Consider the following 26020-nt stretch of genomic DNA (forward strand, 5'->3'; position numbering starts at 1 on the left):
ATGAATCAGGACGACCGACTGGGGCCATACCGACTGCTGAGGCGGCTCGGTGAGGGTGGCATGGGCGTGGTCCATCTCGCCGTCGATCCGCAGGGGCGGCAGGTCGCGGTGAAGGTTCTGCGCGCGGAGGTGGCGGGGGACGACGTCGCGCGCCGCAGGCTCTCACGCGAGGTCGAGACCATGCGGAGGGTGCGCAGCGAGCACATCGCCGAGGTGCTCGACGCCGACGTGACCGGCCACCGGCCCTACATCGTCACCCGGTACGTCCCGGGCCGGCCGCTGGACGAGGTCGTCAAGCAGGACGGCCCGCTCGATCTGCCCGCGCTGCTCAAGGTCGCCAGGGGAGTGGCCGCGGCGCTGGCCTCCGTGCACTCCGTCGGGGTGATCCACCGCGACCTCAAGCCCGGCAACGTGCTCATCCTGGACGGCGAGCCCGTCCTCATCGACTTCGGCATCGCGCAGGCCGTGGACGCCACCCGGCTGACCCAGACGGGCATGTTCATCGGCACGCCGGGATACCTCGCCCCGGAGATCATCGAGGGCCACGAGGCGGGCCCCGAGGTGGACGTGCACGCCTGGGCGGGCACGCTGGTCTTCGCCGCCACCGGCGAGCCGCCGTTCGGCAAGGGCACGCTGGAGATGATCTTCTACAACATCACCGCGGGCAAGGCGAACGTGGCCGGCGCCCCCCGGGAGCTCCAGCCGGTGCTGCGCGCCGCCCTCCACCGCGACCCCGCCAGGCGGCCCTCGGCCGCCGAGCTGGTCGACCAGGTGACGCGCCTGATGCCGCAGGCGAGCCGGCCGAACCGGCACCGTCCTCCGGACGAGATCACCACCGTCCCGCGCTTCGACGACTCCGCCTCCGGCGGTTTCCCCGGCTCGCGCGGCCCGGCGGGGTCCGGCGTGCGGACGGGGCCGGGCGTCTCCGGTCCTCCGGCGGCGGGACCCGCCACGGGATCGCTCCTCCCCCCGGACCCGGGAGAGGTGGCGACGCCGGTGGCGTCACGCCCGGGGACGAACCCCGCGGCCCCCTGGCCTCCGGCCCCCTCGCTCCCGCCGCGCGAGTACGTCTCGCTGCTCGGCGAGCAGCAGCCGCCGGCCGACAACTGGCCCACCCGTCGGGTGACGGCCGAGGAGCTGCGCCAGGTGGCGGCCGAGCAGGGCCGGGAGAACCCCCGGGGTTCGCAGGCCCAGCCGGCCTCGCACGAGCTGCCCACCGGAATGCTCGAACCGGAGGACATCCCCACCGGCAGAGTCCGCGACCGGGGCACCGCTCCGGGCCAGAGCGGTCAGGCCGGGACCGGTCACGACCAGTCCGGGCGGGGCCGGACCGCGCAGGGCGGCCACGGGGTGACCGGGGAGCTCGGAGCCACCTCCCCGGTGGCCGACGGGGACATCCCGACCCAGCGGGTCCGCCCTCACGAGCTGCCGGAGTACATGCGCGGACGCATGCCGTCCCCGCAGCAGTCCTCACCCCAGGCGGGGCGCTCCGTCGCGCACCCCCAGGGGCCCGGTCAGCAGGGGCGGCAGGTTCACGGACAGCAGGTTCACGGACAGCAGGTTCACGGGCAGCAGGTTCACGGGCAGCAGGTTCACGGACGGCCACAGGGGCTCTTCGAGCAGCAGGCGCCGTCCGCGCGGCACTCCGCGGCGCACGCCCCGCAGCCGCCCGCCTACCAGCCGCCTCCCTACCAGCCGCCGGCCCCCGGACCGGTCCACCCGGGCCTGCGGCCCGGCCAGCCGCCGCAGCAGTTCGCGGCGCACACCGCGGCGAGCCTGCTGCTGCTCGCCATCGTGACGATCGCCGCCGTCGTCGCCCCCGTGCTCGTCGCGGCCGTGATCGTGCCGATCGCGATCCTGCTGCGCGCCGCCGACATCGCCCAGCCGCAGCTGAGCGGCCGCCGGGGGACCGCCCCGGCGGCGGCCGACGCGTTCCGGGTGTTCTCCCACCCGGGCGCGCTCCTGAAGTCGATCGGGGTCACCGTCGCGCTGGTGCCGTACGGGCTCATCCTCGGCCTGCCGGTGACGCTGCTGCTGGCGGTGCTGGTACCGGCGATGCCGGAGGTGAACACGCTCGCCTGGGGGACGGCGGTCGCGCTGTGGACGATCTGCGCCGGTCCGGGCGTGGAAGCACCCGGGCGGCAGATGCGACGTAGTCTGGCATCACTGCTTCCCTCACGGGGCGCGGCCGCGGGAACGGCCGCGGCACTGGGGGTCGTGGTCGTGCTGATGGTCTTCCTCGCTGTGGGCACCGTGGGTGACCGGGCGCGGGAGGCGACGTGGGCACCGGTCGACGTCCGGATCGGGACGGTGGTGGACGAACTGCAGCAACTACGGAAGCGGGCGCAATGACGGGGGACACGCAGGCGCCTGAGCGGCTGGGACCGTACCGGCTGCTCAGCAAGATCGGCGAGGGCGGCATGGGGGCCGTCTACCTCGGGTTGGACGAGGACGGCCGTGAAGTGGCCGTCAAGGTCCTGCACCAGCACGTGGCCGCCGATCTCAAGGCCCGTGACCGGCTCACCCGCGAGGTGGAGACGATGCGGCGGGTGCGCAGCCCGCACGTCGCGGAGGTGCTGGACGCCCAGCTGACCGGCGCGCAGCCGTACATCGTGACCCGGTTCGCCCCCGGCCGCACCCTTGAGGACACGGTCCTGCAGGACGGCCCGCTCCCCGACGACCAGGTCATCAGGCTGGCCCGGGGGCTGTGCGCCGCGCTGGTGGCCATCCACGCCGCCGACGTCGTCCACCGCGACCTCAAGCCGGCCAACGTGATGCTCGTCGACGGCGAGCCGCTGGTCATCGACTTCGGCATCGCGCACCTGGTCAACGCCACCCGGCTGACCCAGACGGGCATGTTCGTCGGCACGCCGGGATACCTCGCCCCGGAGATCATCCGGGACTCCGAGATCACCCAGGCCGCCGACGTGCACGCGCTGGCCTCCACGGTCTTCTTCGCCGCGACCGGCAAGCCCCCGTTCGGCACGGGGGCTTTCGAGGTCGTCTGTTTCAACATCATGGAGGGCCGGGCCAACCTGGACCTGGCCCCCGCCTGGTTGCGCGGCTGGCTGAAGCAGGCGCTGAACGTGGAGGCCGCGGCCCGGCCGAGCGCGCAGCAGCTGCACCGGATGGCGCGCTCCCTGGACCCGGCGGTGACGGCCTTCCACGAGGAACCGCCGCCGACCGCGATCCTGGACCCCGGCACGAAGGTGCTCGACCCGCGGACGGAGGCGCTGGGCAAGGGCCCCGGCGGAGTCCCCTCCTCCCCGAACGGCCAGGCACCGCCTCCCGGCGGCACCCGGATGCTGCCGCAGGACCACACCTACTCCGACCTGCTCCCGCCGGTGGAGTACGCCAAGCCGGAGCGGCGCGAGCGCAGGCCCCGCGAGGGCAGGAACGAGCCGAAGGGCCGGGCCGCCACCGCGCCTGCGAACGGCCAGCCGCCGCCGTACGTCCCGGCCGGTTCACCGCCGCCGCCGTACGTCCCGGCGCGGCCCGCGGCCCGGCAGCCCGGGTTCGCGCCGCCGCCCTACCCCGACCAGCGGGTCGCCGGGTACCCTCCGCCGCAGCCGACGGGCCCGGCGCAGCCGGTCGCGCCGCCGCCGGCCCGTCCCCGGCCCCACACCCCGCCGGAGACGCAGGTCCCAGCCCGCGCGCCGTATCGCAGGGCCCATCCGCTGGCCGGAGCGCTGCTGCTGACGATCGTGGTCGCGCTGGCCTGCGTGCTGCCCGTCATCGTGAGCGCGTTCGCGCTGGTCGCGGTGGTCTGCCTACGGGTGGGCGAATACCTCTTCGGGGACCTGGCCGACCGCCGCTCGGCGCGGGGCGGCAGCGCCTCCGATCCGCTGCTCGCCGTGGTCGGCACGCCCTGGGCGCTGATCAAGGCGGGGGTGGCGACGTTGATCACCGCTCCGGTGGCCGCGATGCTCGGCATGTGCGTGTGGGGCGCCCTGATCTACATCGGCCAGCTGGAGAGCTCCGACAAGGCCGCCGGCTTCGCGGCCGGGGCCTTCGTGGCCGGGCTCTTCGTGCTGCCCGGCGGGGGCAAGCCCCGCAAGGCCGTCTCCCGCGTGCTGACCGGGGCGATCCGCAGCCCCGGCGCCGCCATGGTGACCACGCTCGTCCTGGGGACGGCCGCCTTCTTCGCGGTGACGGCCGCGATCGGCATGAGCCCGGTCTTCACCCCGTGGCAGCCGCCCTCCGAGGTGGTGGCGGAGCTGACCAGGGAGTGGAAGGCCCAGGCGCACGACAGCGCCATGGGTGTGATGGACCTCATCGGCGGGCTGGTGGACGACCTGCTCAAGGACCTCGGTCTCGGGTTCCTGACCTTCTGGAAGTGAGTTCCCCCGCCGGAGGCCGCCGGGGCCTCCGCGCGGTGCGGGCGACGACGGATTGGCCCGGACATCTCGGGCGATTCTTGACAACTCATCCCAAGGCCACCTCAAGTCCGGTTGCCGGGAAGGCAGAGCGGGACCGTCCAGAGTGCGTTCCATGTCCGGGGACGGGCGGTTTCTTGCAATCTCGCCGTGCGAGACGGCCTTGTCTGGGGCACGATGAAGGAGACAGGCCGGAGGGAGTCGCATGGGAGCGCCGGACGGTGATTGTCTGGGCCCGTACCGCCTGCTCTCACCGCTGGGAGCGGGAGGCTTCGGGGAGGTTCATCTCGCGCTGGACCCCGAGGGCCACACGGTGGCCATCAAAATCCTGCATCCGCACGTCGCCGCCGACGAGACGGCCCTGACCCGCCTGGCCCGCGAGGTGGAGGCGATGCGCAGGGTCCAGGGGCCGCACGTCGCCGAGCTCATCGAGGCCTCGCTGCAGGGGCCGCGTCCCTACCTCGCCACCCGCTACGTCCAGGGCCGCCCGCTGTCGGCGGTGGTCTCCGGTGACGGCCCGATCGGGGGCGAGGCCCTGGTACGGCTGGCACGCGGCCTGGCCGAGGCCCTCGCCGCTGTGCACGCCGCGGGGGTGATCCACCGCGACCTGAAGCCGGGCAACGTGATCCTGAGCGACGGCGAGCCGGTCGTCATCGACTTCGGCATCGCGTGCCTGCTCGATTCGGCCTCGGTCACCGCCTCGGGGGCGGTGCTGGGCACGCCCGGCTACCTGGCCCCGGAGATCCTGGAGGGCGGGGAGACGGGACCGGAGGCCGACGTCTTCTCCTTCGCGGCCACGCTCGCCTTCGCGGCCACCGGGCGCCATCCCTACGGCACGGGCCCGGCCTCCGCGATCGGTTACCGGGTCGTCCATCACGAGCCCGACCTCGGCGGGGTCCCGCCCTGGCTGGAGCCGCTGCTGCGGGAGTGCCTGGTGCCCGACCCGGTGGCGCGTCCGCCCGCCGCCGCGCTGCCGGCCCGGCTGGCGGCCGTCGCCCCGGCCGGGCACGTCGCGGGCTCCGAGGCAAGCACGGCCTTCCCGGGCGCCGCGCTCTTCCCGGGTCCCACGGCCTTCCCGGGCTCCGCGGCCTTCCCGGGCTCCGCGGCCTTCCCGGGCTCCGCGGATTCTGCGGGCTCCGTGAGCCCCACGGGCGCGGACAGTTTCGCGGGCTCCACGGGCTCCGCGAACGCCATGCCGCCAGGGCCGCCCCCCGCTCCGCCGCGGCCCCGCCCCGCCCTCTCGGTGCGGCGCGGCGGGCGCGACCGGGAGAACCGGGAAAACCGGGAGAACCGGGAAAACCGGGAGAACACTGTGAACCACCTCACCACCCGGGAATGGCGCCCCGGTCACCGCCGCTCCCGGCTCGACGTCTCCGTTACGGAGGCCGCCTACGAGCACCGCCGCGCCGTGATCCACCGCCGCTGGGTGATCGGCACCGGTCTGCTGGTGTCGCTGGCGGCCGCGGCGGCCAAGAGCCCGTTGCCCGAGGTGTCGCTGCTGTTGTTGACGGTCTACGGGACTGTCATGATCATCGATGGGGGCGTCGCCCTGTTCGCCCGGCAGAACCGCCCGCGGCTGGTCGTGGACCTGGTCGGCGCCGGGGGGTCGGTCGCGTTGTGGATCGTTCTCGGCGCGTTCTTCAGCCCGCTCACTCTCGGCCTGGCGCTGGGGACGGTGGTCTTCGTCCTGGTCGTGATCCTGCTGAGCAGCTGATCGTTCCGGGCGGGGCCCCCGCCGACTCCGGAACATAGTTCGGTATGGTGGAGGGGTGACATGCCGGGGTGGCCGGGCCGCGGGCCGTACGGCCTGGTGGTTTGCGCCTAAGCTACCGATGGGTAACATGTTGCCGGGGGACCAGGGAGGGCACATCCCGACCGGGCCACCCGCTGTCAAAAGCCCCTCGGGCACCTGGCAGTCTTGGCATCACGCGCACGTGCCCCGCGTGCGCGTACCGAGCATCCGGCGCCAGCCGTGAACGGTGGCGCACGCGAACACGGGAGGTCGGCCACCGGCCATGAACATCGTCGTCTGCGTGAAGCAGGTCCCCGACACGGCGACCGAGCGCAAGCTGAGGTCCGATGACAAGACGCTCGACCGCGACGCCGCCGACGGCGTCGTCAACGAGCTCGACGAGTACGCGGTCGAAGAGGCGCTGCGGCTCAAGGAAGCGCACGGCGGTGAGGTAACCGTCCTCACCATGGGCCCCGACAAGGCCAGCGACACCATCCGCAAGGCCCTGGCCATGGGCGCCGACAAGGCCGTCCACCTGGTGGACGACGCCCTGCACGGCTCCGACGCCCTGGGCACCTCCCACGCCCTGGCGCAGACGCTGAAGAAGATCGGGTTCGACCTGGTCGTGCTCGGTTCCGAGTCCACCGACGCCCGCACCGGCGTGCTCGCCGCGATGCTGGCCGAGCGCCTGAACGTGCCGCAGCTCACCTTCGCCAACAAGGTCGAGGTCAACGGCTCGGCCATCACGATCCAGCGCGTCACCGACTACGGCTACGACAGGGTCGAGGCCTCGCTGCCCGCGGTCGTCTCCGTGGTCGAGAAGATCAACGAGCCGCGTTACCCGTCGTTCAAGGGCATCATGGCCGCCAAGAAGAAGCCGGTCGAGAAGCTGGGCGTCGCCGACGCCGAGATCGACGCCGCGCAGGTGGGCCTCGCCAACGCGTGGAGCGAGGTGACCGACTTCGCCGCCGCCCCGCCGCGCGCGGCCGGCACGATCGTCAAGGACGAGGGCGACGGCGGCGCGAAGGCCGCCGACTTCCTCGCGTCGAAGAAGTTCATCTGAGAACGGGAGGTTAGCTGAGATGTCTGAGGTTCTCGTTCTCGTCGAGCACGTCGAAGGCCAGGTCAAGAAGGTCACCCTGGAGCTGCTGACGCTCGCCCGCAAGCTGGGCGCGCCGTCGGCCGTCTGGGCCGGCCCGGGGTACTCCGCCGAGGCCAAGGCCAAGCTGGCCGAGTACGGCGCCGAGAAGATCTACGTCGCCGACTCCGCCGACATCGCCGACTACGTGGTCGCGCCCAAGGCCGAGCTGCTCGCCCAGCTCGTCTCCTCGGCGTCCCCGGCCGCGGTGCTCGTCGCCGCGACGGCCGAGGCGAAGGAGATCGCCGGCCGGCTGGCCATCAAGATCGACTCCGGCGTGCTGACCGACGCCGTCGGCATCGGGGAGGGCCTGGTCGCCGACCAGTCCATCTTCGGCGGCGGCGTCAACGTCCAGTCCCGCGTGACCAAGGGCACCCCGATCATCGCGGTCCGCCCGAACGCGACCCCGGTCGAGGCCGCCGCCGGTGCGGGCGCCGAGGAGCAGGTCTCCGTGGCCGTCTCCGACGCCGCGAAGGTCGCCAAGGTCGTGGAGCGCGTCAAGGAGGAGAAGGGCGCCCGTCCCGAGCTGACCGAGGCAGCGATCGTGGTCTCCGGCGGCCGTGGCGTGGGTTCGGCCGAGAACTTCTCGATCATCGAGAAGCTGGCCGACTCGCTCGGCGCGGCCGTCGGCGCCTCCCGCGCCGCCACCGACGCCGGCTGGTACCCGCACCAGTTCCAGGTCGGCCAGACGGGTAAGACCGTCTCGCCGCAGCTCTACATCGCGGCCGGCATCTCCGGGGCCATCCAGCACCGGGCCGGCATGCAGACCGCCAAGACGATCGTCGCGATCAACAAGGACCCCGAGGCGCCGATCTTCGAGCTCGCCGACTACGGCGTCGTGGGCGACCTCAACCAGGTCGTCCCGCAGCTGACCGAGGAGATCTCCAAGCGCAAGTAGGCCCTTCGGCCCGCACGGGCCGGGACCGAGAGACGCGGATCGTGGGAACGGCGCCGCACGGGTTCTCCGTGCGGCGCCGTTCTCGTGTCCGGCGCCGTTCTCGCGTGCGGTGCCGTTCTCGTGTCCGGGGCCGTTCCCGTGTCCGGCACCTCCTCGAACGGCCCGCCCCGGCTCGGACGGGCCCCGCCCCGGGCGATCCCGTCTCAGACGGCCGCGGTGACCCCGGGAGCGGGGGCTCCGGCCGGGGCGGCGGAGGCCGTACCGGATCGGGGCAGGAACCGGCCGGCCACGGTGATCAGGACGCCCAGCAGGGCGGCGACGCCGAGCGCGACCCGCAGGGACGCCAGGTCGGAGAGGAGGCCGATGATCACCGGGCCGAGCAGCAGCCCCGCGTAGCCCAGCGCGCCCGTCTGGGCGATGGCCGGGCCGGGGTTGGCGGTCGCGTCGCCCGCCAGGGAGAAGGCGACCGGCGAGATCGTCGCCACCGACAGGCCCACCAGCAGCATGACCGGGACGGCGACCGCCGCCGAGGAGGACATGACGGCGACGGCGAAAGTCGCGGTGGTGGCCAGACCCGAGCCGATGATCATACGTCGGGCGCCGAACCGGTTCCGGACGCGGTCGCCGGCCAGGCGGCCGATCAGCATGCCCACCTCGAAGATCGGGTAGCCGAGCGCGGCCACGGCCTCGGGGGCGCCGAGTTCGTTGCGCAGGTAGAGGCCGTTCCAGTCGGCCACCGCGCCCTCGACCATGAAGGCGCAGAACGCGATGACGCCCAGAAGGTAGACCACCGGCGGCATCCGGCGACGGGTCCCGTTCCCGGCGGCCTCCGGCTCGGGGGCGGGATCGGGCAGGTAGGTGCGGCTGAGCATGACCGCCGCGGGCAGCGAGGCCAGGGCGATCAGGGCCAGGTGGGCCGTGAACGAGAGTCCGGCCGCGATGGCCGCGGTGCCGAGCAGGCCCGCGGAGATCGCGCCCACGCACCAGCCGGCGTGCATGCCGTTCATCAGCGGGAGACCGTGGGCGCGCTCGACCGCCGCGCCCTGCGCGTTCATCGCGATGTCCAGCGCGCCGAAGGCCAGGCCGAACAGCACGGAGGCGACCAGCAGCAGCGGGAACGACGGGGCGAACGCGAGCAGGGCCAGGGTGACGGCGCACAGGGGCGCGGCGACCCGCAGGATGCTCCGGCTGCCGAAACGCGTCATCACCCCGCGCATCGACTGCATGGTCACCAACGCGCCCAGGCTCCAGGCGAGCAGGGAAGCGCTGATCGACGCCTCGGACAGGCCGAGTTTGTCGGACAGCGCCGGGAGGCGCACGGTTATCGATCCACACATCAGTCCGCCGAGAACAAAAGTGAGGATCGCCCCGTTACGGGCAGTCTTCAGGTCGCGGGTCATGACGCAATCCCTTCGATGGAGGTTTCCAGGTGATGCCGGAGGGGAACAGACAAGCCGGTCGCTTCCGCGCGTGCGGAAGCGACCACCAACGTCTACGGGGAGTGACACCCGGCCGGTGCCGGTCGTGATCGGGAGACGGGTCGTCCGGGCGGTGAAAGCCGTGGGAGGGCGGACGTCAGCCGGGCAGCAGCGCCAGCAGGCGCCGCTCCAGCTCCGTGTAGAAATCATCGTCGTAGAGCCCGGGGTCGTGGCTGACCACGTCCCACAACCCCTCGCAGGCCAGGCGCACGATCTGCGCGGCCGCCGGGTCGGGCTCGGCCTCCAGGCCCTCACGGTGCCAGCGCGCCATCGCCTCGCGCAGCGGGGCCAGCAGGAAAGGGTTGCCGGAGGCGCCGGTGACCACCGCCCAGCGTCGCAGCCTGCCGCTGCGCACGGCGACGAACGTGGCGGCGAGATAGCGCTTGGTGTAGGTGCCGTGGTCCTGGTTGGTGACGAGCTCGTCGAAATCCTCGATCAGCCGCTCGACCATGCCCTTGATGAGGGCTTCCTTGGTGCCGAAGTGGTAGAGCAGGCCGCCTTTGCTGCAGCCCGCGCGTTCGGCGACGGCGGCCAGGGTGAGTGCCGAGGATCCCTGGTCGGACAGCAGGTCCTCGGCCGCGTCCAGCAGATCCTCTCGTCTCATGATCCTTACTGTACCGTCCGGACGGTACAGTAGTCAACGCGGGGATGGCGGCCTCCCGGAGCGCGGATACCCTGGGAAGGCCGAAAAATGAGTTGCGAAGGGGAGTGCGGCTGTGGAGTCGGCCTATCTCGATCATGCGGCGACCACGCCGATGCTTCCCGAGGCCATCGAGGCGATGACCGCTCAGCTCGGCCGGGTGGGCAACGCCTCGTCGCTGCACGCGGCGGGCCGCCGGGTGCGCCAGGTCGTGGAGGAGTCACGCGAGACCATCGCGGACGTGCTCGGCGCCCGGCCCAGCGAGGTCGTGTTCACCTCCGGCGGCACCGAGGCCGACAACCTGGCCATCAAAGGCCTTTACTGGGCGCGCCGCGCCAAGGGGGCCGGTCGCATCCTGCTCAGCGCGGTCGAGCACCACGCCGCGCTCGACCCCGCGCACTGGCTCGGCGACCGGCAGGGCGCGGTCGTCGAGCTGCTCGACGTCGACGAGTTCGGCCGGGTGCACCCGCAGACCCTCCGCGACGCCATCGAGCGCGACCCGGACAGCGTCGCCCTGGTCAGCGTGATGTGGGCCAACAACGAGGTCGGCACCGTCCAGCCGATCCGGGTGCTCGCCGCGATCGCCCGCGACCACGGCATCCCGTTCCACACCGACGCGGTCCAGGCGATCGGCCAGCTCCCCGTGGCCTTCGCCGACTCCGGCGTGGACGCCCTGACCCTCTCCGGCCACAAGGTCGGCGGCCCGATGGGCGTCGGTGCGCTGCTGCTGGCCCGGGGGGTCGATCCGGTGCCCGTCCTGCACGGCGGAGGCCAGGAACGCGACGTCCGCTCGGGCACGCTCGACGCGCCCGCGATCGCCGGTCTCGCGGCGGCGGTGCGGATCGCCGTGACCCGCCAGGCCGAGACGGCGGCCCGGCTGTCCGAGCTCCGCGACGACCTGATCCGCAGGGTACGGCAGGCCGTCCCCGACGTGATCCTCAACGGCGACCCGGCGAACCGGCTCCCCGGCAACGCCCACTTCTCCTTCCCCGGTTGCGAGGGCGACGCCCTGCTGATGCTCCTGGACGCCAAGGGCGTGGAGTGCTCGACCGGATCGGCCTGCTCGGCCGGGGTGGCCCAGCCCTCCCACGTCCTGCTCGCCATGGGCGCCGACGGCGTCCGGGCCCGCGGCTCGTTGCGCTTCTCCCTGGGCCACACCTCGACCGAGGCCGACGTCGATCGCCTCATCGACGTGATCGGCCTGGTCGTGGAGCGGGCCCGCCGCGCCGGCCTGTCCTGACTCCGGCCGCCGCGCCGCCCGCCGCGCCGGCCGGACCCGCGTCGACTAGATTCGGGTGGTGAGCGAACCGATCATCGTGGTCCGGGCCGTCGAGGTCACACTCGGCGGCAACCCCGTCCTCCAGGGCGTCGATCTCGAAGTCGCGCGCGGCGAGATCGTCGCGATGACGGGACCGAACGGAGCGGGGAAGTCGACGCTGCTGCGCTGCCTGGCCGGTCTCCGGACGGCGGACGCGGGTGAGATCACCGTCCTCGGCGGGCCGCCCCGCGACGTGCCCGCCTTCTGGCGCGACGTCGCCCTGACCGGCGACGAGCTCGCCTGGTATCCGGGGCTGACCGTCCGCGAGCATCTGGAACTGATGGCCGCGGTCCACTCCACGCCCCGGATGGACGTCGAGGAGGTGCTGGACGCCTTCGGCCTGGAGCAGCGGGCGGACGCGGCGCCGTTCGCCCTCTCGACCGGCCAGCGGCAGCGCCTCGTGCTGGCGATGACCCTGCTCCGGCCGAGCCGGGTGCTGCTGCTGGACGAGCCGGAACGGGGACTCGACGCGGAGTTCAGAGAGCGGCTGGCGGCCATCCTGGCGGACTACGCGGCCGGAGGCGGGACGGTGGTGATGGCCACCCACGATCCCGGCCTCGCCGGGGCCGCCCGGGGCCGCCGGGTCGCCCTGGCCGACGGGCGCGCCAGGAGCGCCGTATGAGCCCGGTCGCGGAGGTCAGGGCCTTGGTCCGGTCGCGGGGCCGCAGGCCGCGGAGCTGGATCGACCTCTACTCGACCGGTCTGGGGCTCGCGGTGGTCGCCGCGATGTTGTCCCAGCCCGCCTCCACGCTCCTGGCCGCGATCACCCGGCAGGCGGACCCGGCGCGGATGGGAGCCGGGATCGCCCTGGTCGTGCTGGCCTACGCGGGCTTCCTCGCCGTCGCCCGCATGATGGGCCCCGTCACCCTCTCCTCCGCCGACGCGACCTGGCTCCTGCTCTCCCCGCTCGACCGCCGGGCCGTGCTCCGGCGGCCGGCGGGCGTCCTCCTCGCGGTCTCCGTCGTCATCGGCGCCGCACTCGGCGTGGGCCTGCTCGCGGTGCTGGGCACTCCGGACCACACGGCCGTACGGCTGGCCGCGGGGATGGTCCTCGGCATCGCCGCGGCCACGGGCGGGATGGCCCTGGCCGTGCTGGCGCAGGCCTTGCGGACCTGGGACGCGTGGGCGGGCCCGGTGATCGTCACGACCGTGGCGCTGGCCGCGGCCGTCGCGCTGCTGGGATCCGGCCCCGCGCGCCGCTTCCTCGCCGCGGCGGCCTCCGCGCCGCCGACCCTCGGCGCGGCACTGGCCGGCGTCTCCGCCGTGCTCGCCGCCCTGCTGGTACGGCGGGCCTGGACGGCGCTGGACCGGATCCCGGCCCGGACCCTGCTGACCGCCTCCACCGGAGCGGGGCGCGCGGTCGGCGCCGCCGTCACCATGGACCCCGAGGCCCTGGCCTGGAGCGCGGAGGACGAGCACTGGCGGGGACGGGTGCTGCGGTCCCGGCGGTGGCCCGCGCTGCCCGCTCCGATGGCGCTGGCCTGGCAGGACTGGCGGCGGCTGGGACGCCGTCCCGGGCGGCTCGCCGTACTGCTCATGACCGCCGCGCTGCCCGCGCTCGCCGCGCAGACCGGCGGCGGGTCCCTGGAGGCGCCGGCCGCGGTCGCGGCGCGGACCGGAGGAGGATCCCCGCCGGGAACCGCCGCGACGACCGCACTGGCGGAGGCGGGCGGGCTCGCCGGCCTCATGCTGACCATGGGGATCATGCTCGTCGGCGGGCTCGCCGCCGCGGCGGCCGGAACCTGGGGAGCCCGCCGGGACGGCGACGACCCGGCGCTGGCACGGCTGCTCGGCGTCGGCCCCCGCCGGGCCCTCGCCGCCCGGGCGCTGCTGCCGGGGCTGCTGGGCGCGGTCTGGCTGGTCCTCGTGCTGGGCGGGCTCACGGTGACCGGCGCGCTCCCCGCCGGCCCGTGGTGGCTGCTGGGGGTGACGGCCGCTCCCGCGCTGGCCGCCGGAGCGCTGCGGACGGCGCGCCGCAGGCCCGCCGATCACACGATGCCGGTCATCGACACGCCGATGGGAGCGATACCCACGGGACTGGTCGCCTGGGCGATGACCGGCGTCGACCTCGCGGCGCTCGGCTGTCTCCCCCTGGCCGCGGCGCTGTTCTTCCAGCCCGTCGCGCTGGGCGGGTTCCTGGCGGGGCAGGCCGTCCTCGGCGCGGCCGTTCTCTCGGCCTACCTGGCGGGGGCGGGGAGGGCTCCGAGGGCGCTGCCGTGATCCGGGACGCCGGGATCAGCTGAGGAAGGGGGCGACGGCGGTCCACGCGGGGTCGCCGGCGACGTCCACCCGGGGCCGGCCCTCCTCCCAGCTGATGATCAGCTCCTTGGCGTGGATCGCCGCCTCACCCGCCGGATCGGCGTAGACGTGCAGCACCCGCTGGCCCTCGGCGCTCATGTGCGCGGCCAGGACGGCGGTGCCGTTCAGCTTGCTGATCCGTCCGGCCAGGCGCTCCTCGAAGTCGCGCAGCGCCTCCAGGGATGGGCCGGTGGGCAGGCCGTCGGGATCGCGGTGCAGGTAGGGAAGGGTGATCGCGATGTGCTGGTCGAACAGGGGGTAGTCGACCGGGCGGAGCGGGTAGCGGGCGGTGGCGATCAGGCGCGCGCCGGTGCCGGTCTCGCCTTCGAGCAGCGCCCACTGCTCCTCCCGGAAGTCGGCGGCGAGATCGGCGACGACGCTGGGCAGGTGGACGGCGGGCACCGCGTCGATCGGCGGGAACTCGACGGCGGAGATCTCGCCGAGCCAGCGGGCCACGTCGTCCTCGCCGAGCAGCCAGTCGAGGGCGAGCAGCGTCGCCTCGGTCCTGGTCTCCTCGTCGAGGGCGCCGAAGATCGGGTGGTGGGCGACCACGTCGACGCGGGGGTTGCCGTGCGGGGCCCGCAGGCCGAGCACGAGCTTGTCCAGGGCGAACCCGTAGCCGCCCACGTCGAGGGTGAGGCCCACGGCGTCCGGGTTGGCCTGCCGGGACGGATGGAACTCCCACAGGGCGTCGGCCGGCGGCGCGGCGGCGGCCCAGCGGTGGGCCACGGCGCGCAGTTCGGGGTCGCCCGCGGCGGTGACCACCAGCGCCTGGTCGGCGGTGCGCCCGGGGGCGATCTCCCACACCAGGGACGGGTGGACGACCTGCACCGCGGGCCCGAGCCACTCGGCCAGCCGGTCGGCCTCACCGGCGGCGACCATCGCGTCCAGTTCCGGTCTGGCCTCGGGCCACCACGACCAGAACTCCTCGATGCCGTCGGAGGGTTCCGAAGCAGGGTCGCTCTTGCGCCCGAACAGTCGCATAGCTTCGGATTCTCCCAGCCCGATGAGATCCGTGCCAACAGCGCGGCGGGGAGGCACCGGACCGGCGCGGTGCCCGCCGACGTGGGTACCCTGAGAGGGTTATGACTCTTCGTGTGCTTGCCGCCATGTCCGGGGGCGTTGATTCCGCCGTGGCCGCCGCCCGCATCGCCGAGGCGGGCCATGATGTCACCGGCGTCCATCTGGCGCTGTCGGCCAATCCGCAGTCCTACCGGACCGGTGCCCGCGGGTGCTGCACGATCGAGGACTCCAGGGACGCCCGCCGGGCCGCCGACGTGATCGGCATCCCCTTCTACGTCTGGGACATGGCCGAGCGGTTCCACCGCGACGTGGTCGAGGACTTCGTCAGCGAGTACGCCGCGGGCCGCACGCCCAACCCCTGCCTGCGCTGCAACGAGAAGATCAAGTTCGAGGCGGTGCTCGACCGGGCGCTCGCGCTCGGCTTCGACGCCGTGGCCACCGGGCACCACGCCCGGCTCGCCGACGGCGTGCTCAGCCGGAGCCCGGACACCGCCAAGGACCAGTCCTACGTGCTCGGCGTGCTCACCCGGGAGCAGCTCCAGCACGCGATCTTCCCGCTGGGCGACTCGACCAAGGCCGAGGTCCGCGAGGAGGCGGCGCGGCGCGGTCTCATGGTCGCCGACAAGCCCGACAGCCACGACATCTGCTTCATCGCCGACGGTGACACCCGGGGATTCCTCGCCGGCCGTCTCGGCGCGGAGGAGGGCCCGATCGTGGACGAGTCGGGCGAGGTCGTCGGGAGTCACCAGGGCGCCTACGGCTTCACCGTGGGCCAGCGCAAGGGCCTGCGCATCGACCGCCCTGCCGCCGACGGCAGGCCGCGTTACGTGCTGTCCATCGAGCCGGTCTCCAACACGGTCACGGTGGGCCCGCGCTCGGCCCTGGAGGTCACCGCCATCGTGGCGGCCCGGCCCGTCTGGAACGGCCCGGTGGACGCCCCGCGCGAGCCGCTGGCCTGCACGGTCCAGCTCCGCGCCCACGGCGAGGTGTACGGCTGCCACGCCCAGCTGTCCGGCGACGACCTCCACATCACGCTGGACGCCCCGGCCACCGGGGTCGCGGCGGGCCAGGCCGCGGTCCTCTACCTCGGCGACACCGTGATCGGCTCGGCGACCATCGCCTCGGCCTCCTGACTCCGCTCCCGGTTCCGGCTCCTGGCTCTTTCTCCTGACTCCGGCCGCGCGGAACGGAGCCGGAGCGGGGAGCACGCGCCTGCTTGGGGACGCGGACCGGCTCGTGCATGAGACCTGCACTGTTTCCGTACATATATCCGCTCGAAAGATCGCATTTCTCTGGAAAGATGATCTCTCCGGAATATCATCTTCCTTGGAGAGGAATGTGACTTGATGAAGCGATGGGTCGCCCTGGTGGCGGCGGTACTGATCGCGTCCGTGCCGGTGACCGCGGCCCCCGCCGCGGCGCAGGCCGCCCCCGCCGATCCGGTGGGGGCGCTCAAGCGCCAGTTCCACCCCGAGCGCGGCGTTCACATCGCCGAGGTCTCGCGGCTCGTCCTCGACGGCAGGGAGAAGGAGTCGGTGAGGTTCCGGATCCACGGCAGGGTGCAGTTCGGCCGCTCCGGTCCGGTCGCCTCCGACGCGACCTGGCGGCTGGTCATGGACCCGTTCTTCAGGAAGCTGCTGGAAGACGAGAGCGACGACGAGGTGCGAGCCATCGTCGAGGAGCCGATCCAGCAGATCGTCGTCGGCCGTCGCAACTACATCTCCGGCGGCCTCGTCGCAAGGAACCTTCCCCAGGGCAAGTCCTGGATACGCGCGGGAGACCCAAGCGCCCAGGCCAATATCGCCAGCTACCAGCCGATCGACGTGTTCGCCCCGGCCGTCCTGAAGACCCTGCTCAAGGGCGTGGCGGGCAAGGCCGTTCCCGGCGGCTTCCTCTACCGCGGCACGATCAGCTACAAGCAGCTCGCCGAGGTGTCCAAGGATCCCTCCGCCAAGCTGCTGTCCAGTCTGTTCGGCGGTGACGGCGGAGAGATCGCATGGCGGTTGTGGACCGACCGCACGGGCCTGCCCACTCGCCTGATGACCTCCCAGAAGACGAAGGTGAAGTCGAGGATGATGTCGGTCCAGCGGACCGACACCCGCTACAGCGACTGGGGATCGCATGTCGTGGTCGTCGCCCCGCCCGCCGACGAGGTCATCGACGAGAAAGACCTCCCCAGGCCCTGACCTCTCCCGGGCCTCCTCGCGTCGTGGCGAGGAGGCCCGGGGGCGGCGCGGTCAGGGCAGGGTGACGGACTCGCCCGGCTTCAGGCGGCGGATGTCGGCGCCCTGCTTGTCCGCCTCGATCTCCAGCCACCGGTCGACCAGGCCCAGTCCGACGTCGTTGAGCAGCCCGTCGTGGGTGGAGAAGGCCCGCGCGGGGCGGATCTCGCGCAGGTAGGCGACCATCTCCGACGCCTTCATCCACGGCGCGTTGACGGGCACCAGCAGCGTGGGCACGTCGACCCCCGGCGGGGTGAGCGCGTCACCCGGGTAGAAGACCTCCTCGTCGAGGAGGAAGCCGACGTTCTGCACGATCGGCATGTCGGGGTGGTTGGGGGCGTGCCACTCGCCGACGACCTTCACCGCGAAGCCCGCCGCGCCGAACGTGTCACCGTCCCGAACGGTCTGGATCTTCGCCGGGACGTCGGTGAGCGTGGCGGCCACGCCCTCGCAGGTCCAGATCTCCAGGGCGGGGTTGGCCGCGGCGGCCCGGCGCAGCCGCTCGGGCTCCACATGGTCGAAGTGCTCGTGGGTGACGAGCACGGCCTGCGCGCCCTCGAGCGCGGACTCCTCGCTGAAGAGACCCGGGTCGATGACGAGGGCCGAACCGTCCTTCTCCAGGCGGACGCAGGCGTGCCCGAACTTCGTGAGTCGCATGCCCCCACCTTATGGCGGGGAGGCGGACCTCCCCGGGTGCCACCGGTACCCGGCTCCGCCCGGGGACCGCCTCTCGCCGTCAGGCGGCCGTACCGGCGGGTTCTAAGCTGACCTTCGTGAACACGTTTCCGTGGAGTGAGGCGACCGCGACCGGTGTCGGGTCGCATCCGGGGGAGGACCACGCCGAGGCGGTCAAGGTCGTCTTCGGGGAGATCCCCGCGCTGCCGTACCTTCCGGAGCTGCCGGGGCGCGGGGTCGGCGCGGACATGATCGGCAGGGCCGCGTCGCTCCTGGTGGAGCTGCCGGTGGAGGTGCAGCCGTCGGGCTGGCGCTTCACCGACCGGCCGGGCCGGGACGCCAAGCGGGCCCGCGACCACCTCACGCGCGATCTCGACGCGCTGGAGGAGGCGGCTCAGGGATACCAGGGGCCGTTCAAGATCCAGGCATGCGGGCCGTGGACGCTCGCCGGCGCCGTCGAGCTGCGTCACGGGGACAAGACGCTCGCCGACGCGGGGGCCGTACGGGATCTGGTGGAGTCGTTCGGCGAAGGGCTCGCCGCGCACGTCGCGGAGGTCCGCAAGCGGGTGCCGGGCGCCACGGAGATCGTGGTCCAGCTGGACGAGCCCGGCCTGCCCGGCGTGCTGGCGGGCACCGTGCCGACGGCCTCGGGTTTCGGGCGGCTGCGCGCCGTCGAGGCCCCGGTGGCGGTGGAACGGCTCCGCGAGGTGCTGGCGGCGCTGCCCGGCGGGACGTTCCCGATCGTGCACTGCTGCGCCCCCGGCGTGCCCTTGCAGGTGGTCCGCCGGGCCGGGGCGCGGGGCGTCTCGCTGGACGCCTCCCTGCTGCGGCGTCGCGACGAGGACGCGGTCGGGGAGGCCGTCGAGGCCGGGACGGCCTTCTTCCTCGGCGTCGTGCCCGGCGTGGACACGGCGCTCCCGGACGTCGGCGTGGTCGCCCGGCCCGCCGTCGAGCTCTGGCGCCGTCTGGGATTCCCCCCGGCGACCCTGGCCTCCCAGGTCGTGCTGACCCCCTCCTGCGGGCTGGCCGGGGCCTCGCCCGCGTACGCGAAGGCGGCGCTGGCCCGCTGCCGTCAGGCCGCCCTCGTGCTCCGCGAGGACCCCGGCGAGGAGTAGGGACCCCTCGAGAAGAGGGGCTCGCGGGGAGCCCGGACCGGGCCGGGAGAGGCCGGGAGGGGAGCCCCGCCCGGGGGCCGGAAGGGGAACGCGGGTCGCAGGGGCGCTACCGGGTTTCAAGTGACGTGCAAGTACCGGGCTTTATCTATTGACATGTACTGAATTGCAGCTACATGTCTGGAGTTTCTTCATGCGCACCGGCTTCCGCGTCCTGCTCGGCCTGACCGCCGCCGCGGCCCTCACCCTGGCCGGCTCCACCGCCGCCTCGGCCGAGACGGCCGCCACGGCTGCCACGGCCTCCGCGAGCAGCTGGAAGTGGGGGCCGATCCACTCGACCGACGGCCACGCCACCGCCAAGGGGAAGGTGGTCGTCACCCAGCACTCGCTTCAGGTCAGGGGGAGCCTCTCCGACACCCGCGGCAAGGGGTGCTCCTGGGTGGTGCTGCGCTGGCAGAGCTCCGGCAACGGCAAGTGGAGCTCGGCGGGCTACTGGAACTGCACCCCGGGCACGGGGACGTTCCGCAAGAACGTCGGCGCCCCCCTGCAGATCAAGGCGAAGGTCTGCCGGGGCAACTCCAGCCGCCCGACCGGCTGGTGCACCTCGTGGAAGACCATCTACACCCAGGGCGGCTGATCCCCGCCCGCGCCCTCTCCCCGCGCCGGCGCCGATCCGCCGGACACCGCTGAATGTCGGTGTCCGGCGATAGATTCTCCCTGGTGCCGGACGAGGAGAGAGGCGGACGATGAGCGCTGAGGTCGAGGGCGTGCCGGTGGCCGCGCTGGAGCGGCACGCGGAGCTGAGCGAGCTGGTCGAGGAGGCCAACTGGCGCTATCACGTGCTCGACGCGCCGACCGTCAGCGACGCGCAGTACGACACGTGGATGCGTGAGCTGTGGGCGCTGGAGGACGAGCACCCGAGCCTGCGCACCCCCGACTCGCCGACGCAGAAGGTCGGGGCGCCGATCTCCAGCGACTTCACGCCGGTCGCCCACCTGCGGCGGATGGAGAGCCTCGACAACGCCTTCAACGCCGACGACCTCGTCTCCTGGCAGGCGCGGGTGGAACGGCTGGCCGAGCGGGACCCGGCCCCCTACCTGTGCGAGCTGAAGATCGACGGCCTGGCGATCGCGCTCGTCTACGAGAAGGGCCGGCTGGTCAGGGGGGTGACCCGGGGCGACGGCCGGATCGGCGACGACGTGACGGCCAACGTCCGCACGGTCCAGGGCATCCCGCACCGGCTCACCGGTGACGACGTGCCCGACCTGGTGGAGGTCCGGGGCGAGGTCTACATCCCGGTGGAGGACTTCGAGAAGCTCAACGAGCAGCTCGTCGCGGCGGGCAGGACGGCGTTCGCCAACCCGCGCAACTCGGCGGCGGGCTCGCTGCGGCAGAAGGACCCGCGGATCACCGCGCAGCGCCCGCTGCGGATGATCGTCCACGGGGTCGGGGCGTGGGAGGGGGCGGCGCTGCCGCGCACCCAGTCGGAGATCTACGACCGGCTGCGGGAGCTCGGCCTGCCGGTGAGCGACTTCTACAGGGTCGTCGACGACCTCGACGGCATCAACGCGTTCATCGAGCACTACCGCGAGCACCGGCACGACCCGGCCTACGAGATCGACGGGGTCGTGGTGAAGGTGGACCGCGTCGAGCTCCAGCGCAACCTGGGCTCCACCAGCCGGGCGCCGCGCTGGGCGATCGCCTACAAATACCCGCCGGAGGAGGTCAACACCAAGCTCCTCGACATCCAGGTGGGCGTCGGCCGGACCGGCCGGGTCACGCCGTACGGCGTCATGGAGCCGATCGTGGTGGCCGGTTCCACGGTCGAGCGGGCCACGCTGCACAACGGTTCGGAGGTCGCGCGCAAGGGCGTGCTGATCGGCGACACCGTGGTGCTGCGCAAGGCGGGCGACGTGATCCCCGAGATCGTCAAGCCGGTCGAGGAGCTGCGCGACGGCACCGAGCGGGCGTTCACGATGCCGACGCACTGCCCCGAGTGCGGCACCGAGCTGGCCTACGAGAAGGAGGGCGACGCCGACCTGCGCTGCCCCAACACCAAGGCCTGTCCCGCCCAGCTCCGCGAGCGGATCTTCTTCGCCGCCGGGCGCCGGGCCTTCGACATCGAGGGCCTGGGCTACGTGGCGGCCACCGCGCTGACCCAGCCGCTCCCGCCGCACGAGCCGCCGGTCCGCACCGAGGCCGACCTGTTCGACCTGACGATCGAGCGGCTGCTGCCGATCGAGTCGGTCGTCCGCGACCCCGACACCGGCCTGCCCAAGACCGATCCGGAGACCGGCGAGCCCAAGGTCGTGACCTTCTTCGCCAACAAGAACGGCACGCCCAGCAAGAACGCCGAGAAGATGCTCCAGGAGCTGGAGAGGGCCAAGGACCGGGAGCTCTGGCGGGTGCTGGTCGCCCTGTCCATCCGGCATGTCGGCCCTCCCACCGCCCAGGCCATCGCCGCGGAGTTCCGCTCGATCGACGCGCTCGCGAAGGCCACCGAGGAGGAGCTCGCCGCCGTCGAGGGCATCGGCCCGCGGGTCGCCGCCGCGATCCGCGAGTGGTTCGAGGTCGACTGGCACCAGGAGATCATCGCCCGGTGGCGGGCGGCCGGCGTCCGGATGGAGGACGAGCCCCCGGCCGACCTGCCGCCGCAGACCCTGGCCGGGCTGACCTTCGTCGTCACCGGCACGCTGGCGGGCTTCACCCGCGACGAGGCGGTGGCGGCCCTGACGGCCAGGGGCGGCAAGGTGTCCGGCTCGGTGTCGAAGAAGACCTCCTTCGTGGTGGTGGGCGAGAACGCCGGCTCCAAGTACGACAAGGCGGTCAAGCTGGGCGTGCCGATCCTCGACGAGAACGGCCTGGAGGTCCTGCTGTCCGAGGGGCCCGAGGCCGCGGCGGCGGTGGCGGTCAAGCCGGAGGAGTGACGGGCGGCGCGGAGCGCCCGGTGGACGGCCGTGTGGGCGGTGATGACCGGGAAAGGGCGCTGAGGGCGGGCGTTCCGCCGTGCCGGGAAGGTGCGGACGGCCGGGTGCGGCGTGCTGCTTCGAGGGGAAACCGGGTCATATGCGGGCAGTTTTGGGTGGTATAGGGCATCGATGGGACGAGTGTCGCAATCTGGATAGTGACGGAACGTGCCCAATCGGTTTCGCGAAGTGGTCCGTAGGCCGTAGTCTCCCATAGTGAACTAATGGGGGTTTTGTTACTCATGGCTGACCCAACCGATACCCGCGACATCGGGCCCCGCCCCGGCTCGCCGCTGTGGACCTACCTGACGATCGTCACCGTCGTCGGGCTCACGGTCCTCGCGGCGGCGCTGTGGTTGACCAGCCCGGCGGAGCTGGCCAGTCTGGCCGGCTCCCAGCTGTTCTGGATACTCGCCACCCTGGTCGTGCTGGGCGAGCTCCGGCCGGTGATGCTCTCGTCGTCGACGGCGGTGGGCGGGACCTACCCGTCCACGATGTTCACCTTCGCCGCGCTCCTCCACTACGGGCTGCCGGTCGCCGTGCTGATGCAGACGGTCGCCCTTCTCGTCAACGGAGCCGTCACCCGCCGGGCGCCGCACCGGATCCTGTTCAACGTCGCCCAGGTGACGCTGGCCTACGCGGCGGCCGGGGTGGTGCTGGGCGTGTTCGGCCACCAGCCGGCCTCGCTGGCCGCCCGGACACCCACGGGCGTCGACATGCTCGCGATCGGTCTGGCGGGACTCGCCTACTTCGTGGCCCGGGCACTGCTGGTCTCCGGCGCGGTCGCCCTGCACGAGCGCCGGTCGATCCACCGGGTGCTCAGGACCACGATCGGGCACCAGAGCCTGGTCTATGCCGGCCTGCTCGGGCTGGCCCCGCTGGTCGTGGTCGTCATGAACTACTCCCCGCCGCTGGTCCCGCTCTTCGTCGCGCCGCTGGCCGCGGTCTACTTCACCGCCACCCTGTCGGTCCGCCGGGACCACCAGGCGATGCACGACGGGCTCACCGGGCTGCCCAACCGCAAGATGCTCGTGCTCCGGACCGAGGAGGCCCTGGCCGAGGCGCGTACGCGTGAGGGCGAGCGGGTCGGCCTGCTCCTGCTGGACCTGGACCGGTTCAAGGAGGTCAACGACACCCTGGGACACCCGGTCGGCGACCGGCTGCTGCAGATGGTGGCGCACCGGCTCACCCACAGCGTACGGCCCGGCGACGTGGTCGCCCGGCTCGGCGGTGACGAGTTCGCGGTGCTGCTCCCGTCGGTCCGGGACGCCGCCGCGGCCCGGGAGGTGGCCGCCCGGCTCCGGGTGGCGCTCACCGAGCCGGTCCGGCTGGAGGGCATGACCTTCGACCTGGACGCCTCGGTCGGCATCGCGCTCTACCCCGACCACGCGCCGGACTTCGAACTGCTGCTGCAGCGCTCCGACGTGGCGATGTACCTGGCGAAGGAGGGCCGGACCGGCGTCGAGCTCTATCTCGCCGACAAGGACCGCAACAGTCCCGAGCGGCTCAACCTCCTCGGCGACCTGCGCAGGGCCATCGACCGGTCCGAGCTGCGACTGCACTACCAGCCCAAACTCGACCTGGCCGTCGGGGAGGTGCGCGGGGTGGAGGCGCTGCTGCGGTGGCGTCACCCGATCCGGGGGCCGGTCCGCCCGGAGGAGTTCATCCCGCTGGCCGAGCAGTCCTACCTGATGCGCCAGCTCACCGAGTACGTCATCGACGCGGCGCTGGAGCAGGCCGCCCACTGGTGGCACGCCGGCCTGCACGAGCAGATCTCCGTCAACGTCTCGGCCCGCGACCTGCTCGACTCCGCGCTCCCGGACCGGCTGGAGGCGGGCCTGGCCCGTTACCGGCTGCCGCCGAAGGCGATCCAGCTGGAGGTCACCGAGCGCATCCTGATGACCGACCAGGCCTACACGGCCGACGCCGTACGGGCGCTGGCCGCGCTGGGCGTGCAGCTCGCGCTGGACGACTTCGGCACCGGCTACTCCTCGCTGGTCCGCCTGCAGCGGCTGCCGGTCTCCGAGGTCAAGATCGATGCCTCGTTCGTGGGCCGGATCTGCGAGTCCAAGGACGACGAGCGGATCGTCCGCTCCATCGTCGACCTGGTCCGCTCGCTGGGCCTGCGCTCGGTCGCCGAGGGCGTCGAGTCGGCGGAGGTGGCCAAGCGCCTGGCCGATATGGGATGCGACCTCGGGCAGGGCTGGTGGCTGGCCGAGCCGATGTCCGCGGCGGACGCCACGGAGTGGCTCCGCAAGCACCGCGACCAGCGGCGCGTCCCGGTGAAGCCGCACTTCGACGTGGAGCCCGCCGAGGTCCTCGACCCCCAGACCGCCTGAGAATGTAGGAGTACACTTCGTCGAAGTACGTTCCTACATCCTGAGGTCACGATGCTCACCAAGCCGGACAGGATCTTCGATCGGGAGTTTGAGTGGCGGCATCTGTCCGCTTTCGTGGAGCGAGGCAGGGACACCGTTCAGCTCGGAGTGGTCAGCGGCCGTCGGCGGCAGGGTAAGACCTTCCTCCTGGAGGCTCTGGCCAGTGAGACCGGCGGGTTCTATTTCGGGGCGACCCAGGCGACCGAGGCGGAGTCTCTGCGCCTCTTCTCGGCCGCGCTCCAGGACTACGCGAAATCACCTGTGCGGCTGAGGTTCGCCGACTGGGACGAGGCCATCAGGCACCTGTTCACGGTGGCTGGCGACATCGGGCGGCCGATCGTCATCGACGAGTTCCCCTACCTCAGCAAGGTCTCACCGGCTCTTCCCTCCATCATCCAGCGAGAGGTCGATCGGGCGATCTCACAAGGCGGGCGGCTCGCCCTCCTGCTCTGCGGTTCCGCGATGTCGGTCATGGGGGGACTCCTCGCGGGAAGTGCGCCGCTGCGCGGGCGGGCCACCCTCGAACTGGTGGTGAAGCCCTTCGACTATCCGCTCGCCGCCGGCTACTGGAAGATCGGCGATCCGGCTCTGGCCGCCCGGGTCCACGCGGTGGTCGGAGGCACTCCGGCCTATCTCCGTTTCCTCAACGGGGACATCCCCGAATCGATGGACGACTTCGACGAGTGGGTGCTGCGTACGGTGCTGGACCCTGGCACCCCCCTGTTCCGTGAGGCCCGGTACCTCCTGGAGGAGGAAACGGATATCCGGGACAGCGCGCTCTATCACTCGGTGCTGGCGGCGGTGGCCGCGGGCGACAACACACGCGGGGGGATCGCGAGTTACATCGGGCGCAAGGCCGCTGACATCGGACACCACCTCAACGTCCTTGAGGACAACTGCCTGCTCCGGCGCGAGCCCGATGTCTTCCGCGCGGGGCGGTCTGTGTACCGGGTGGCCGAACCCCTGATCAGCTTCTATCAGGTGATCATGCGTCCGCAGTGGGGATTGCTGGAGAGCGGGCGGGCGGCGGCCGTCTGGACGGACGCCAGGCCACGCTTCCACTCCCAGATCATGGGGCCTCACTTCGAGGAACTGTGCAGGCGGTTCGCACTCGTCGAGCCGGTCTTCGGAGGCCTGCCAGGGGAGGTCGGCGCAGGTGCCCTCACCGATCACGCATACCGTACCCAGATCCAGGTGGACGTCGCGGTGTTCGCTCCCGCGGTTCCCGGGGAGCCCCGGAGGGTGATGTCGATCGGCGAGGTCAAATGGGGGGACGTCATGGGCGCGCGGCATGTCGAGCGGTTGCGCCGAGCCAGGGACCTGCTCGCCGAGAAGGGGTACGACACCCGGGAGACCGTGCTCGCCTGCTACAGCGGCGCGGGATTCGACCCCGCGTTCCACCCCGAGGACGACGTCCGGATGATCGGGCTTCCGGAGCTGTACTCCTGACCTTCCCGGGCCCAGCCCGAACGCTCCCACAAAGAATTATGAACGGTATCGCTGGAGGCAGTATCGCGGCCGATACTGTCTCCAGCGACAGTAGGAGTGTACTTCGACGAAGCGCACTCCTCGCTTTCGCATGGGAGAGCACCGGAGGCCGTCCTGGACGGGCCCGGCGGGACGGCGGTCTCCGGTGGCATGCGGCGGCTGGATGTGAGCGGGTGACGGCGGGGGCGCCGTGGGAGCCACGGGGTAATGAAGTCGGGCCTGCGGGGCCATGCGCCCTAGGATGACAGTTGTCCAATTGCCACTCCACGAAACGGGTT

At 72.6% G+C, this 26020-nt stretch carries 19 protein-coding genes; 15 read left to right on the top strand and 4 right to left on the bottom strand.

Features of this window, described 5'->3' with window-relative positions:
* The 5 genes from IEZ08_RS07910 (at position 1) to IEZ08_RS07930 (ending at position 8144) form a co-directional block, all read left to right on the top strand.
* Positions 1-2352, top strand: a complete 2352-nt coding sequence (locus tag IEZ08_RS07910) for a serine/threonine-protein kinase (protein WP_189241928.1) — start codon at positions 1-3, stop codon at positions 2350-2352.
* Positions 2349-4340 carry a protein kinase domain-containing protein gene (locus IEZ08_RS07915; protein ID WP_189241929.1) on the top strand — a complete coding sequence of 664 codons (1992 nt, stop codon included), beginning with the start codon at positions 2349-2351 and terminating at the stop codon, positions 4338-4340. Before IEZ08_RS07910 ends, IEZ08_RS07915 begins: the two co-directional genes overlap by 4 nt.
* Before the next feature lie 241 nt (positions 4341-4581).
* Positions 4582-6090 (top strand): serine/threonine-protein kinase, encoded by a 1509-nt coding sequence (locus tag IEZ08_RS39395; RefSeq protein ID WP_229802982.1) that lies wholly within the window; start codon positions 4582-4584, stop codon positions 6088-6090.
* Between the two features lie 301 nt (positions 6091-6391).
* Positions 6392-7171: an electron transfer flavoprotein subunit beta/FixA family protein gene (locus IEZ08_RS07925; protein ID WP_068926627.1), complete on the top strand. Its 780-nt coding sequence runs from the start codon at positions 6392-6394 to the stop codon at positions 7169-7171.
* Between the two features lie 19 nt (positions 7172-7190).
* Positions 7191-8144 carry an electron transfer flavoprotein subunit alpha/FixB family protein gene (locus IEZ08_RS07930; RefSeq protein ID WP_068926625.1) on the top strand — a complete coding sequence of 318 codons (954 nt, stop codon included), beginning with the start codon at positions 7191-7193 and terminating at the stop codon, positions 8142-8144.
* A 203-nt stretch (positions 8145-8347) separates the two neighbouring features.
* Here the strand turns inward: IEZ08_RS07930 and IEZ08_RS07935 are convergent, their stop codons facing one another.
* Positions 8348-9544 (bottom strand): MFS transporter, encoded by a 1197-nt coding sequence (locus tag IEZ08_RS07935; RefSeq protein WP_189241930.1) that lies wholly within the window; start codon positions 9542-9544, stop codon positions 8348-8350.
* A gap of 175 nt (positions 9545-9719) precedes the next feature.
* Positions 9720-10226 carry a TetR/AcrR family transcriptional regulator gene (locus IEZ08_RS07940; RefSeq protein WP_068926621.1) on the bottom strand — a complete coding sequence of 169 codons (507 nt, stop codon included), beginning with the start codon at positions 10224-10226 and terminating at the stop codon, positions 9720-9722.
* 112 nt (positions 10227-10338) lie between these two features.
* Between IEZ08_RS07940 and IEZ08_RS07945 the strand changes: the two genes are divergently transcribed.
* Genes IEZ08_RS07945 through IEZ08_RS07955 form a run of 3 tightly spaced genes read left to right on the top strand, consistent with a single transcriptional unit; the run spans position 10339 to position 13800 of the window.
* Positions 10339-11502: a cysteine desulfurase family protein gene (locus tag IEZ08_RS07945; RefSeq protein WP_084781087.1), complete on the top strand. Its 1164-nt coding sequence runs from the start codon at positions 10339-10341 to the stop codon at positions 11500-11502.
* Positions 11503-11560: 58 nt separating this feature from the next.
* Positions 11561-12202 (top strand): heme ABC exporter ATP-binding protein CcmA, encoded by a 642-nt coding sequence (gene ccmA / locus IEZ08_RS07950; RefSeq protein ID WP_068929137.1) that lies wholly within the window; start codon positions 11561-11563, stop codon positions 12200-12202.
* The gene (locus IEZ08_RS07955) at positions 12199-13800 is read left to right on the top strand and encodes a DUF6297 family protein (protein WP_189241931.1); all 1602 of its coding nucleotides are present in this window, start codon (positions 12199-12201) and stop codon (positions 13798-13800) included. The genes ccmA and IEZ08_RS07955 overlap by 4 nt, the downstream gene beginning before the upstream one ends.
* A 15-nt stretch (positions 13801-13815) precedes the next feature.
* On the opposite strand, the gene IEZ08_RS07960 is transcribed toward IEZ08_RS07955, so the two are convergent.
* Positions 13816-14862 carry a DUF695 domain-containing protein gene (locus IEZ08_RS07960; RefSeq protein ID WP_068926617.1) on the bottom strand — a complete coding sequence of 349 codons (1047 nt, stop codon included), beginning with the start codon at positions 14860-14862 and terminating at the stop codon, positions 13816-13818.
* A gap of 101 nt (positions 14863-14963) precedes the next feature.
* Between IEZ08_RS07960 and mnmA the strand changes: the two genes are divergently transcribed.
* Both mnmA and IEZ08_RS07970 read left to right on the top strand, forming a co-directional pair.
* Positions 14964-16034: a tRNA 2-thiouridine(34) synthase MnmA gene (mnmA, locus tag IEZ08_RS07965; protein WP_084780667.1), complete on the top strand. Its 1071-nt coding sequence runs from the start codon at positions 14964-14966 to the stop codon at positions 16032-16034.
* Positions 16035-16247: 213 nt separating this feature from the next.
* Positions 16248-17087, top strand: a complete 840-nt coding sequence (locus IEZ08_RS07970) for a hypothetical protein (RefSeq protein ID WP_068926613.1) — start codon at positions 16248-16250, stop codon at positions 17085-17087.
* 51 nt (positions 17088-17138) lie between these two features.
* Here IEZ08_RS07970 and IEZ08_RS07975 read toward each other — a convergent pair whose 3' ends face one another.
* Positions 17139-17780: an MBL fold metallo-hydrolase gene (locus tag IEZ08_RS07975; protein ID WP_189241932.1), complete on the bottom strand. Its 642-nt coding sequence runs from the start codon at positions 17778-17780 to the stop codon at positions 17139-17141.
* A gap of 116 nt (positions 17781-17896) precedes the next feature.
* On the opposite strand from IEZ08_RS07975, the gene IEZ08_RS07980 reads away from it, so the two are divergent.
* The 5 genes from IEZ08_RS07980 (at position 17897) to IEZ08_RS08000 (ending at position 25703) form a co-directional block, all read left to right on the top strand.
* Positions 17897-18913, top strand: a complete 1017-nt coding sequence (locus IEZ08_RS07980) for a methionine synthase (protein WP_068926609.1) — start codon at positions 17897-17899, stop codon at positions 18911-18913.
* Between the two features lie 190 nt (positions 18914-19103).
* On the top strand, positions 19104-19547 hold the full coding sequence (locus IEZ08_RS07985) for a hypothetical protein (protein WP_068926607.1): 444 nt from the start codon (positions 19104-19106) through the stop codon (positions 19545-19547).
* A gap of 109 nt (positions 19548-19656) precedes the next feature.
* Positions 19657-21837: an NAD-dependent DNA ligase LigA gene (gene ligA / locus IEZ08_RS07990; protein WP_189241933.1), complete on the top strand. Its 2181-nt coding sequence runs from the start codon at positions 19657-19659 to the stop codon at positions 21835-21837.
* Between the two features lie 281 nt (positions 21838-22118).
* On the top strand, positions 22119-24215 hold the full coding sequence (locus tag IEZ08_RS07995; protein WP_068926603.1) for a putative bifunctional diguanylate cyclase/phosphodiesterase: 2097 nt from the start codon (positions 22119-22121) through the stop codon (positions 24213-24215).
* A 51-nt stretch (positions 24216-24266) separates the two neighbouring features.
* Positions 24267-25703, top strand: a complete 1437-nt coding sequence (locus tag IEZ08_RS08000) for an AAA family ATPase (RefSeq protein ID WP_189241934.1) — start codon at positions 24267-24269, stop codon at positions 25701-25703.
* Positions 25704-26020: the final 317 nt, after the last annotated feature.

This window comes from Planobispora rosea (assembly GCF_014648175.1).
GTDB classification, from domain to species: domain Bacteria; phylum Actinomycetota; class Actinomycetes; order Streptosporangiales; family Streptosporangiaceae; genus Planobispora; species Planobispora rosea.

Bases quoted from the DNA above. Each gene is read 5' to 3' on its own strand.
- IEZ08_RS07930 (WP_068926625.1), top strand. From the start codon at position 7,191: ATGTCTGAGGTTCTCGTTCTCGTCGAGCACGTCGAAGGCCAGGTCAAG.
- IEZ08_RS08000 (WP_189241934.1), top strand. From the start codon at position 24,267: ATGCTCACCAAGCCGGACAGGATCTTCGATCGGGAGTTTGAGTGGCGG.
- IEZ08_RS07960 (WP_068926617.1), bottom strand. From the start codon at position 14,862: ATGCGACTGTTCGGGCGCAAGAGCGACCCTGCTTCGGAACCCTCCGAC.
- IEZ08_RS07910 (WP_189241928.1), top strand. From the start codon at position 1: ATGAATCAGGACGACCGACTGGGGCCATACCGACTGCTGAGGCGGCTC.
- IEZ08_RS07970 (WP_068926613.1), top strand. From the start codon at position 16,248: ATGAAGCGATGGGTCGCCCTGGTGGCGGCGGTACTGATCGCGTCCGTG.
- IEZ08_RS07985 (WP_068926607.1), top strand. From the start codon at position 19,104: ATGCGCACCGGCTTCCGCGTCCTGCTCGGCCTGACCGCCGCCGCGGCC.
- IEZ08_RS07975 (WP_189241932.1), bottom strand. From the start codon at position 17,780: ATGCGACTCACGAAGTTCGGGCACGCCTGCGTCCGCCTGGAGAAGGAC.
- IEZ08_RS07955 (WP_189241931.1), top strand. From the start codon at position 12,199: ATGAGCCCGGTCGCGGAGGTCAGGGCCTTGGTCCGGTCGCGGGGCCGC.
- mnmA (WP_084780667.1), top strand. From the start codon at position 14,964: ATGACTCTTCGTGTGCTTGCCGCCATGTCCGGGGGCGTTGATTCCGCC.
- IEZ08_RS07935 (WP_189241930.1), bottom strand. From the start codon at position 9,544: ATGACCCGCGACCTGAAGACTGCCCGTAACGGGGCGATCCTCACTTTT.
- IEZ08_RS07925 (WP_068926627.1), top strand. From the start codon at position 6,392: ATGAACATCGTCGTCTGCGTGAAGCAGGTCCCCGACACGGCGACCGAG.
- IEZ08_RS07915 (WP_189241929.1), top strand. From the start codon at position 2,349: ATGACGGGGGACACGCAGGCGCCTGAGCGGCTGGGACCGTACCGGCTG.
- IEZ08_RS07995 (WP_068926603.1), top strand. From the start codon at position 22,119: ATGGCTGACCCAACCGATACCCGCGACATCGGGCCCCGCCCCGGCTCG.
- IEZ08_RS07940 (WP_068926621.1), bottom strand. From the start codon at position 10,226: ATGAGACGAGAGGATCTGCTGGACGCGGCCGAGGACCTGCTGTCCGAC.
- IEZ08_RS39395 (WP_229802982.1), top strand. From the start codon at position 4,582: ATGGGAGCGCCGGACGGTGATTGTCTGGGCCCGTACCGCCTGCTCTCA.
- ligA (WP_189241933.1), top strand. From the start codon at position 19,657: ATGAGCGCTGAGGTCGAGGGCGTGCCGGTGGCCGCGCTGGAGCGGCAC.